This is a genomic window from Prevotellamassilia timonensis, from assembly GCF_021531665.1.
In the GTDB taxonomy this organism is placed as follows: Bacteria; Bacteroidota; Bacteroidia; order Bacteroidales; family Bacteroidaceae; genus Alloprevotella.
In genome coordinates this window covers 1-11,947 of the sequence record NZ_JADYUH010000034.1, presented here as the reverse complement: position 1 = coordinate 11,947, position 11,947 = coordinate 1, and the positions used below count along the sequence as shown (strand labels likewise).

Sequence of the window (11,947 nt, the reverse complement as noted above, 5' to 3'; positions counted from 1 at the left end):
AAAATGAATAATAACAGCAAAAGCAGTCTTTGGAATTGGTTCAAGTCCTCCAAGGACGAGACAACAGATAACAGCCACCCTCTCTCCATAGAGTTAGAGCGACAGATTGGTGAACAGATATACAATGCCCTGCAAGGCAACATTGTAGAGGAGGTGCTGCGTGAGATAAAGACCTCATCAAGTAGCGATGCCTATTGGCGAAGCAATATGGAAGGACACAGTCTGAAGGTCGAGAAGGAGCTACTCCCCGACTTCTACCAACTGTGCCATGAAGTGAAAGAGAAGTTGGGTGTAAAAGATAAAGTTGACTTCTACATCACAGGTGATTCATCAGTGAATGCGTTTTCTGTTGCTGCAGAAAGCGAAGGAGAGCCACATATTGTAAACATCAACTCGGCCCTCTTCGATTTGATGACGACCGATGAGCTGCGATTTGTTGTTGGGCACGAGCTTGGACACCTTCTCAATAAAGATACAGCATTGGCGCGTCTGATTCAGTTTGTGTTTCCACCTAATGCGGAAGTGCCTGTAACCTTGCAATACAAGATAAGGTTGCATGAGCAGTTGGCGGAATTGGTGGCTGACCGCTATGGCTATATGGCAGTGGAGAGCCTCGATGTATGCGTGACCGCATTCTTCAAGATGGCTTCCGGTCTTGACTTGGTGAAGATGAATGTGAGCATTGAAGCATTGCTTGCAGACAATAACCGCAGGTTGGAGTACTTCCTGAAAGACAAAGGCATGAGTAGAGCTTCACACCCGGTCAATCCAATCCGTGTACAAGCCCTCAACCTGTTTGCCAAGTCGGAATCGAAAGAGAATTTGGATAAGGGCATGGAAGAACTGATAGCCATCTTACTGAAAGTGGGCGACTGCGAGCAGGACGAATATACGGCAAAATTCATCGCTTCCGCCGGTCTTATTGTTGCGAATGCGGATGACAACATTGCGAAAGATGAGATAGACCTTATTATCTCTCAGTTGGCATCGTTGAAGATATTCCCTCGACAGTTCTTGGACGAGATAGCCAAGGGCGACGTGATGGAGACATTCAATGATGCGGTGACCAACCTGCTTCGCATAAATCCGGGTATGAGGGACGGAATGCTTCGCTATATGATAGCTATTGTCATGTCAGACAAAATTATAGCCAAGGACGAAGTAGAACTGCTATATAATTTTGGTGAAAGCATTGGGCTGAGCAAAATCGAAGTTGCCAATGCCATTGCGGAATCCATCCAGCAAAGCTATGTGCCGAGTTTGGATGCAATTTGTTGATTTGTAATGAACATAGAAATAAGAGACGCTAAAATAGAGGACGTTGAGATAGTAGCATGGACTGTCTTGACTGCGTTGGACATGGAGACGGATGAAATGAAGAAGTTCATCGACTCCTGTTCGGATGAAAGTACCATGTACTCTTGGAAAAACTCCATCGTTGCCCTTGTAGATGGTGTGGCTGTCGGAAGCCTTATAGCTTATGATGGACGGAGATACCATCAACTGAGGCATCGTACATGGGATAGTCTTTGGGACGATATGGACAAAGACTATTTGAGTAAGGTGGAAGCCGAAGCGCGTGATGGTGAGTTCTATCTTGACTCAATGGCCATCCGTCCAGAATATAGAGGTATGGGTATCGGCAGGATGCTGATAGAATATGCCATCGAGAAGGGCAAGAGATTAGGCTGCGCCTATTCATCCCTCTTAGTGGACAAGGATAAGCCCAAGCTGGAGGCATACTACCAAACTATGGGCTTTGAACGATTTGGTGAAATGGAATTTTTTGGTCACGATTATTATAGAATGAGATATGTTAAGTAAAATACTCTTTGACCCCTCTCTGATTATTGAGTCTATTGGTACCATTGGCTTATTATTCTTTGCCTATATATGGATTTTCAAGCCTGTTGAGAAAGACAGATGGATGTATGGTAATAAACCATTGGTGATGGTTGCAATCATTTCTGCATTTGTTTGCTGTTTTGCATTATCATTATGCCTTGTAGGAGAGTTTTTTAACAGTGACAAAATCGTACATTGGCGTGATGATGGTCAGGAAAAAGAAGCTATAGAACATTGGTGGGCGGTAATCAGTCAATTTACAGACCCAGGCAATTTGCCATCTGCGTATGAAAAAGGGCGGATAATAGCCTTTATTAGTGCCGTATCTGGCATCGTATGCTTGTCAGGTCTGTTGGTTTCTTCTATCGTTAATTATCTGTCTCGTCGTTCTCTAAAATGGAAACAAGGCATGATACATTACAACCGTTGTTTTAAGGATTATGTGGTTATCATCGGATGCAATGAACAGACGGCAAATATTGTCAAACTCTCGCTTAAACGAAAAGATGTCAAATATATATTGATACAAACAAGGCAGGATGTTGAGAAAATGCGAATGAGGCTCGACCTTGACCTTGATAAGAGTGAAGAAGATAGACTTGTATTTTATTTTGCAGAGCGAACATCTCGCGAAGACATAGAGGCTCTGCATTTAGAGAAAGCAAAAGAAATCTATATCTTGGGTGAAGATGTACATGCTGACAATGAAGAAGATCACGATGTATTCAATATCAGCTGTTTGGAGAACATTTCCGAATACTTTAAGCATGTCATATTAAAAGACAAGAAGAAGGTTCATGTAAGCCTTGAATATCAAAGTACATTTACGGCTTTCAAGTCAACACACATATACAAAAGCTTGGACAAGAATGTCGAATTCCTCCCATTCAATATACATGCAATTTGGGCTAAGAAAATTCTTGTTGATAACTTTGCTATAGTACCAGTGGGCAAAAAAGGCGAGGTTAAGGTTCAGAATTATATACCAATCGATTCATACGATGGAATAAAAGCCGATGATGACAAAACGATTCATATTGTTATAGTAGGCATGAACCAAATGGGTACAGCCCTTGGAGTCCAAACGGCTTTGCTTGCCCATTTCCCCAATGCTCATAGAGACAAGAATCTAAGAACAACAATTACCTTCATTGACGATCAGGCAAAGAAAGAAGGTGAATACTTTAGAGGAAGATTTGCCACAATGTTTGATTTGTGTCGTTATAGAGTGGTTGAGATTGGCAAAGATGTTTGTGGCAAGAAAGAATGGTATGACCCTTTGAATCAAAATGGCGACGGCAGATATAAACATCTTGGTGAAAATGGGAACTTCATGGACATTGAGTGGGAGTTTATTCAAGGCAATGTGGCTTCTGATGAAATCAGGAAGTATTTGGTAGATGTTGCACAGGACAAAAACAAGATTACGACAGTTGCAATATGCTTCAATCACCCACAGCGTTCAATAGCTGCAGCATTATATCTGCCTGAGATGGTATATCGCAGGGCATTGCAGATATTGGTTTATCAACAGAACTGCTTTGACTTGGCCAACAAAGTGGCTGATGGAGAAAAAGTATGGAAGCGTTATGAAAAGCTTCGCCCGTTTGGTATGATAGAAGGAAGCTATACGGAAGATGCATTTGATAACTCTATGGCCAAGATTCTTCATTTCCTTTATGCTAACAATAAGATTGGAATTAGAAATCATGGCGATAATCAGCAGGTAACATATCAATACCAGGAAATAGAAGATATAAGCTCATACGAAGAAATAGATTTTGATTTCGCACGAAAAATTAACAATCTGTGGAACCAGCAGGGCATTGTCGATAAACTTTCCAATATAGATATGGTGGATAGTATTCCCATGAAGTTACGTTCATTGGGAACAACTATAGATGACATTAGTGACTTTACATCCGAATTGAGAAAAGGGAACAATTTGGAACTAATGGCAAAGGCTGAACATACCCGATGGCTAACTGAAAGAGTTACCATGAATTTTAGGCCATTGGATAATGTTGAAGCTGAATGGTTGCTATTTACGAATAAGGACTTGGATGAGAAAAAACGCAAGAAAGAAAAGAAGTTCAGAAAAAAGAAAAGCCGTGCTCATCTGGATATTTGCTCAAACACTACATTGAATGAGATAGATCCAGGTGTACACTATAATGACATTGATGTAGTTTGCTATATACCACAGCTATTGAAATACAGAGAGTGGATAAATGTTATGAGACTGGCTGACGAAAAGTCCCGCCACTCCATAGCTGGCAAGTTGCTTGGCGATTTTGTCATTTCCAAAGGTGATGCCGGCAACCATTTCGCTTTCAAACTAATCGAAAACGGCGTCAAGAAATTTTGGATGATGGAAACTGCTGTCTCTCAGCAACAATGGGAAAGCATCATGGGCAATAATCCTGCACAGGATAATGGAACTGACAAAGGACAGGATGACGAAAGTCTAAAAGAGAAGAAATATGTTGGTAGCAATCTACCTGTTATCAATGTTTCTAAAAATGACATTGAAGATTTCCTGAAGGTTCTCAGAAAGATGACAGGACTCCGTTTTGATTTGCCTACTAAAGAAGAATGGGAATATGTGGCGAGATGCACAGCGGAAGAAATAACTGAGAAAACACGCATTGAGGATGCTTTCCGAATAAACAAAGGGAAAGAAGGGAAAAAAGACAGAAAAGGACCATGGCTGGTTGACGGCAACAAAGACTTGCAGAGAAACAGCTTGGGTGTATATAATATGATGGGTAATGTATGGGAATGGACAAAAGAGTCCCCTGAGGATAATCCCAGTTGCTATTTCTTCTGCGGTGGTAGTTGGCGTTTCCGTAAGCTACATAGCGACATAAAAGGCAACTATTGGTATTCATTCTGGAAGCCAATTCTAAAATCTGATGATATTGGTTTCAGAATGGTATGGCGATTTGACATGCGTAATATTGAAGCTGACAAAGAGCGGAAGATTGTAGATTTATTAGATAAGGTAGCAACCAAACCAATTGTTGAATCAAAGACAATGTCTGCAAATGATATTGTTAAGCTCATGGGGATGATACCTGTGGAGACTGGTTATTTCCTTATGGGAACTGAGAACGACGATACAATTGGCAAGTACAAGAACCCGCTTTTCCCGGAAAGTTGGATAGACGAGAATGCAGACGAAGAAGAGACTCCCCATCATTTCGTGAAAATCAATAAGTTCTATATCTCAGCGACACCTGTAACTCAAAAATTATGGAATGCCGTAATGGGTATTGAGGCAAAAATGAACCCAAGTGATAACTTAGGAGACAATAAGCCACAAACCAATATCAGTTGGGATATGATAAAATACCAATTCCTGCCTAAGCTGGAAGAACTGACAAAGTTAAAATTCAGACTTCCGACAGAAGCAGAATGGGAATACGTTGCCAAAGGTGGACATAAAACTGAAATATGTAAGGAGTTATCAAAGATATTCGATAACGAAAGCATGACAGTTGACGAGAAACGGTTAGCAGCATATACTTATCTGTCAGGGGAAGGTCATAAGTACTCCATGTACAGCGGTACGGATGATGCAATGGATTTAGATTTATATATTCATTCAGCTACTGCAGGAGTAAAAGACAGGATGCCTAATGAACTTGGCGTTTATGACATGTCTGGCAATATCTGGGAATGGTGTGAGGACTTTTATCAGACCGATTTCTATAATGATTGCATTGAAGGTAAGGGAGATATTGCAAGCCAAGGCAAACAGGATGAGTACAGGACTAAGGGATATATAACGGACCCTGTATGCAAGGATGAATCTTACGCAGCCCACACATTTAGAGGTGGTAGCTTCAGATTTGATGCCAAAAGTTGTAGAAATACGAGCGTGAATTTCTGGATTGATACAGATACAGACGATGACTTAGGTTTCCGTTTGGCTTTAGATAGTTGTTATGCGGAGGAACTGAATAAGTTTAAGCAAGAATGAATTGGTTGATACTCATATTGGCTGCATTCTTTGAGATTGGATGGCCAGTAGGCTTCAAGATGTCGAGCCTGCATCCTGAGAAATTCGGGTTGTATATCGCTCTTGGCTCATTGAGCATGTTGTTGAGTGGAGTTCTGTTCTATTTTGCACAAAAGACCATTCCAATTGGTACCGCCTATATCGTATGGACAGGGATTGGTGCCATAGGGACTTTTGTGATAGGGATATGGCTCTTCGGAGATACATTCTCCGCATTGAAGATGTTCTTTGCCCTTCTGATACTTGTTGGTATTGTGGGTATGGAGGTTTGTAGCAGATAACAGATGTTGGAAAGAGTACAAAGAATCGCCTTGGCTCGCATATTGTCAGACCTCATTGAGGCTGACTTTATCGTAGAAGAAAAAGAGATGGACTTCTTTGAGGAGACAATCTCTAAGGATGGTTTCAACATCAGTGAATCCATGCTTGTAGAAGCCAAGAGGATGGATTTTGCGAAAGCCATGTCTATTCTCAAAGAACTGGATGGAGAGACAAGAGAAGAACTTGTAGAGACCTTGAAACGCCTCTCTTTGTCAGATGGAACGTGTGTGCCGTTGGAAGCAGTCTTAATATATTGCGTTATCATGGCTTTGACTAAAAATGCTAATGTCTTTTCTGTGCCGTCTGAGGGTATCAACATGGAGAACATGACCGCCGTATATGTAGAAAACACAGAAGGAACAGATATAGATGCTGCCATTCGCAACCAACTAAAACAGATTGAGGATGAGTTTGCCAATGCAGGCTTTGACTTCATCTATATACCCAGTGTTGTAGATGATTTTAGGGCGTTGGGTAAGAAATATCTGCATAAGGTGGTGAAATACATGATACCATCTGCATCTACTCTTCGCATAGATGAGATTTGCTATAGTCTGTGCACTCTTAGTACCTCACGCTTTTGCAGAGACTTGTTATACAAGAAGATTGGTGTAAACCTTATAGATTCCAAACCCTCATTACTCATAAAAATAAATGAGTCGGACATTATCGATCCCTTTGGCGATGATGATGCAGAACGGACGAGATTCAGCAATTTCCTACAGATTGAGTTGACCGATGATGTGATGAACACCATACATCGGTTGGTTAACACCTATAGAGAAATGATCAATGCCGATATTGTGGCAAAGAGACGGTCCAGAAGCAACAAGTTTCTATATTTTGGCTTTCATCGTTCGCTCTTTGACTTGATTGCATACGGCAAAGAGAAAAAAGATTGCCGGCTTGTATTTGATTTCTCTGCGCATACGGCAAAGGTCTACTTTGAGTCTATGGATTGTGATGAGAGATTCATACTAAAACTCAATCCCCAAGAGGCCGCCTTATATATGATGATAGTTCGGAAATCGTTGGAAGGTAACGGACTCGACTGGCGTGAGCATATTCCAAAGGCAGAAAAGAAAAAGTTGTTAGGTGAATACAATAATATTTACAGCTATATAGGGAAAGGCAATATCGTGAATAAATATAAAGACAGAACGCAAACCCATCATATCAAGACAAGAATCAAGGTGATGTCGGGATTGGCAAATGCGGAAATGTTCATTCCTGAGCACGTAAAATGTGGTTTGATGTCTTTCTATAGGATAAAAGCCCCAAAAGAGTATGTGACTTTCATTCTTCCCAAAGGGGAATCCTCGTTTCCAACGTTGTAATTTTCGTCTATTATGACATGAGTATTGTAATTTTGCATTCAAAGAAATAGAAAATTGAAAATAGAATGCGAAAAAGAAGATCATTTTTACATCAGTGTCTTTATGACAATTCTGAACAAGTAACTAATGGGAAGGGTAAGAATCTGATACCGCCCCCAGAGAGAGAATCCTTGTGGAAAGCCTATCTAGAAAAATTTAAGGACCCACTGATAATTGTATTATTGGTGGTATTCTTTTTTTCAGTGATAGTCTCCCTGTATGAAGTCTTCTATATGGGGCAAGGCAAGAACATCCTATTCGACCCTATCGGTATATTGTCTGCCTTGCTGTTGGCTACAGGAGTAGGATTCATCTTTGAAGTAAAGGCGGAAAGGGAGTTTGAAGTTCTGAATACTGTAAAGGATAGAAGGCCTATCAAGGTGTTCCGTCGCTTTATGGAAAACGGGAAAGAGAAGATAAGGATAAGGGAAGTCAAGAAACATGATGTCTGCATAGGAGATTATGTATATTTGGAGAACGGTGACGAGATACCTGCCGACGGATATTTGGACGAGACTAATTCCTTCATCGTGGATGAGTCGAACTTCACAGGAGAACCATACGCACGAAAATCAGCCTACGAGGAGGAGTTTGCAAAAGAAACGACCTTCCCCACCAATATGGTACTTCGAGGTTCTACCGTCATTGGTGGTACCGCCATATTCCATGTGGATAAAATAGGTATGGACACTATCGAGGGAAAGGGCGTAGCCAAAACCCAAGAAGGAAGAGAAGTGGAGACACCGCTCAACCAGCAGTTGGACAAACTGGGCAGCATGATTTCCAAGCTCAGTTTCATTATTGCCATCCTGATTGTCATCGGAAGAATGGTCTATTTCTTCTTCTTTGACGGAAATGCAGCAAACAACCATTCATGGTTAGAGATAGCCGAGTTTGCTCTCGGTTCAATCATGCTTGCCGTTACCTTGATTGTGGTAGCCGTTCCTGAAGGATTGCCCATGAGTGTTACTGTCAGTCTTGCTCTCAGCATGAGAAGGATGCTGAAAGAGAACAACCTTGTCAGAAAGCTCCACGCGTGTGAGACGATGGGAGCAACGACTGTTATCTGTACCGACAAGACAGGCACTTTGACCCAAAACAAGATGACGGTTGTAGATTATGATTTCTATGGAGAGGATGCTGAGAAAAGGATTCAAAGGAACATTGCCATTAACTCAACGGCAGAAATATCGCTTGATGACAATGGAAAGGAAAAGCCATTGGGCAATCCGACAGAAGGCGCATTGTTGGCTTGGCAGAAGACAAAAGGCCTCAACTATGAAGAACAGCGTCACCTATATGAGATTGGTCATGGTGAGCCATTCTCGACAGAGAAGAAATATATGAAGATGGAGTTTGAAGCCAAGACTGGTGTAGAACTTGCCAAAGAAGAGCGTCATGTCAGATATGTGAAAGGTGCGCCAGAGATTGTTCTAGAAATGTGTGATGTAATTGCCGGTAATACAGACAAGAATCATGTCCTCGAAAAATTGTCAGAATATCAGGACAAAGCAATGCGTACATTGGCTTTTGCTTCACAATATGAGAGCAATGGAAATTGGAGTCCCTTGACATTTGACGGTATTGTAGGCATAGCCGATCCCGTGCGTGACGAGGTGAAGGATGCCATAACAGAATGTACGCAGAAGGCTGGGGTCAGAGTGATTATTTTGACAGGTGACACCCAAGGCACTGCTAATGAGATAGGCAGGCAGATTGGACTTTTGGAGAGAAACGAGAAACAGCAAACGGTGACTGGTGATGTCTTCGAGAAGATGTCGGATGAGGAAGCAATGAAATTGATAGCCAATCCGGACTTTAAGATTATTTCGCGTGCCCGTCCTGATGACAAAGCCAGATTGGTGACTTTGCTTCAGAAACAGAACCAAGTTGTCGCTGTTACGGGTGACGGAACAAATGATGCTCCGGCTCTCAGCAAGGCACAGGTTGGTCTCTCTATGGGCGATGGTACATCAAGAGCCAAGGAGGCAAGCGATATTACTATTTTGGACAACTCCTTCGGTAGTATCGTAAGGGCCATTATTTGGGGACGCTCTTTGTATCTGAATATACAAAGGTTCATCCTCTTCCAAATGACTATCAACATCTGTGCATGTCTTATTGTGCTGATAGGCGCATTTACAGGCCTTGACTCACCTCTGAATGTGACACAGATGCTTTGGGTGAACCTTATCATGGACACATTTGCCGCAATGGCTCTATCTTCATTGCCTGCAAACAAACGTGTGTTGAATGACAAGCCTCGTGACCCCAACAACCATATAATAAATAAAGGTATGGGGACACAGATTGTCGGAGTCGGAATATTGTTCTTTGTAATCTTAGTCGGCATGTGGCAGTTATTATGGCATTGTGACATACATGAGGTTTCTGAATTGTTTAATAGCGAAAAGTTAACCCTGTTTGCCACAGGTATTTTCGACCTCAGCAAGACAAAGCAACATCTAAGTCCGTATGAGTTGAGTGTGTTCTTCACCTTCTTTGTACTCCTGCAATTCTGGAATCTGTTTAATGCGAAGTATTTCAAGACCTCTCGCAGTTTGATACAGGATATATGCGGAGTGTTCAAGAAGGACGAGGAAGTGAAGACATCTTTTAGCCCAAGTTTTATATATATTGCATTGGTGATTTTGGTGGGACAAATAATTATTGTCACTTTTGGGAGAGAAATGTTTAGTGTGTCTCCTCTTTCTATAAGAGACTGGGGATGGCTACTGCTAATCACATCGCCAGTGCTCATCATTGCAGATATTAAAAGATTTATAATAAACAGAATTAAAACATAGAAGATATGGACAGTCGCATTAAAGATTTGGGGAAAGACCAGCGCATAGCTTTGGCTCGCATAGTCTATGACCTTATTATGGCAGACAAGATTATCGACGATGAAGAAGTGGTCAAGTTTGCCAAACTGTTTGGTGAGGAGAACAACCGTATTCTCTTCCACCAGGCACAAGAACTGACGTTTGCAAAGGCAATCAAATTGTTGACGCAACCCTCGGATGACAACAACGACAATGAAGTCATCAGAAAAGTTCATGCCGACCAACGGCGAAGACAAGCAGAAAAGGCAGCAAACATTGTCAGTGAGACTGCAAGCAGTGATGGCTTCTGTGCTCCAGCGGAGGCTATCTTACTGTTGGCAATAGACTATTTCCTCAAAAAGAACAATGCGACATACACCCAATATGATATTCAGTCATTCAAACTTACTGACATCTTCATAGGTAAACGCTTTGTGTTGTATGTTGACAACAATGCAAGCAGCAAAAGCCTTGAAGTAGAGCAAAACTACGACTTGATTGTCAATTTGCTCGCAAGCATCGGCTTCCAATTTATCTATATCCCTAAGATTGTAGAACAATATAAGAAAAAGGGATTGGAGATGTTCAAAGCTATGTCTATGTATATCTTCCCCGATATACCAGAAGACAAGGTGGAGGATGTCTATAACAACATCATGCAGATGGACACCAAGAGTTTCGTTAAAGACTACTTGAATGAAAAGCTGGGCTTTGACATCATTTGTGCCCGTCCCTCTTTGATGGTGATGCTTGGCCGTTCGAGTGTCATTGGCAAGAATATATCTGATAAGGGGCTTGTCTATGAGACAAATGCCAACTTCTTAAAAATCAATATTGGAGAGGAAAAGGTGGTCAACGTAGTGGGAGATTTGATACATGACTTCAATAAGTTTGTAACCTTTAACTTCCACATTGATTTTAATCCTGCGAAGGATAAGTTGTTGTACCATGGCATTCATAAAGCCTTCTTTAGGATGGTGGCGTTGGCAAAAAACAATCCACAACAGTACAACATCAATATAAGCACGAATCTACGTGCTGTGTTTATCAATGACTACAAGTTGCCACTGGCTATGGGCAAGACGGCCATCTATATTATGATATTGTGCAGATCTTTCTTTGGTGACAAGAAAGGATTGCCTATGAAAAAGGTCTTCAACACTCTGAATGCTGAAGAACAAGATAGGCTTCAAGAACAATATGAATGGATTTGCTCACATCTGTCCAATTGTCAAACGATAACACATCGCAGTCCCCTCTATCCTAACGTAGTGAATAGAATATCTGAAATAAGGAATGCTATTGAGGATGTCGTTGGCAGCAGACTGATTGGAGAAATCCAGATTGGTACTGGTGATTACATCACTACCATTGTCTCACCTGACAGAGTATCAGTCAATGGAGTACCCATAAAAGAACATCCCGATTGGGGAACTTTCATGTAAGTTCATCCAAGAAATAGTCAAAATCAGGGAGTGAGTACATTGTAACCATCCGAAATCAACCGTCTTGTTCAAATTCTTCGCGCTTTCGTACTTTGCAGGCAAAAAAAGCCA

The 11,947-nt window shown here is 41.5% G+C and carries 7 protein-coding genes; all 7 read left to right on the top strand.

Translation table 11 applies throughout. The features are described 5' to 3' along the window. Positions 1-3 precede the first annotated feature (3 nt). The 7 genes from I6E40_RS06855 to I6E40_RS06825 all read left to right on the top strand — a co-directional run bounded on the left by I6E40_RS06855 (position 4) and on the right by I6E40_RS06825 (position 11,836). Positions 4-1,278, top strand: coding sequence for a M48 family metallopeptidase (locus I6E40_RS06855; protein ID WP_235386298.1), 1,275 nt, complete (start codon positions 4-6; stop codon positions 1,276-1,278). 6 nt (positions 1,279-1,284) lie between these two features. Then, positions 1,285-1,824, top strand: a complete 540-nt coding sequence (locus I6E40_RS06850; protein ID WP_235386297.1) for a GNAT family N-acetyltransferase — start codon at positions 1,285-1,287, stop codon at positions 1,822-1,824. Beyond that, positions 1,814-5,830 (top strand): formylglycine-generating enzyme family protein, encoded by a 4,017-nt coding sequence (locus I6E40_RS06845; protein WP_235386296.1) that lies wholly within the window; start codon positions 1,814-1,816, stop codon positions 5,828-5,830. The genes I6E40_RS06850 and I6E40_RS06845 overlap by 11 nt, the downstream gene beginning before the upstream one ends. Next, positions 5,827-6,150 carry a DMT family transporter gene (locus tag I6E40_RS06840; RefSeq protein ID WP_235386295.1) on the top strand — a complete coding sequence of 108 codons (324 nt, stop codon included), beginning with the start codon at positions 5,827-5,829 and terminating at the stop codon, positions 6,148-6,150. Before I6E40_RS06845 ends, I6E40_RS06840 begins: the two co-directional genes overlap by 4 nt. A gap of 3 nt (positions 6,151-6,153) precedes the next feature. Further along, positions 6,154-7,527, top strand: coding sequence for a hypothetical protein (locus I6E40_RS06835; RefSeq protein WP_235386294.1), 1,374 nt, complete (start codon positions 6,154-6,156; stop codon positions 7,525-7,527). Between the two features lie 65 nt (positions 7,528-7,592). After that, positions 7,593-10,373 carry a calcium-translocating P-type ATPase, PMCA-type gene (locus tag I6E40_RS06830; RefSeq protein WP_235386293.1) on the top strand — a complete coding sequence of 927 codons (2,781 nt, stop codon included), beginning with the start codon at positions 7,593-7,595 and terminating at the stop codon, positions 10,371-10,373. A 5-nt stretch (positions 10,374-10,378) separates the two neighbouring features. Then, positions 10,379-11,836 (top strand): hypothetical protein, encoded by a 1,458-nt coding sequence (locus I6E40_RS06825; RefSeq protein ID WP_235386292.1) that lies wholly within the window; start codon positions 10,379-10,381, stop codon positions 11,834-11,836. The last annotated feature ends 111 nt before the right edge of the window (positions 11,837-11,947 follow it).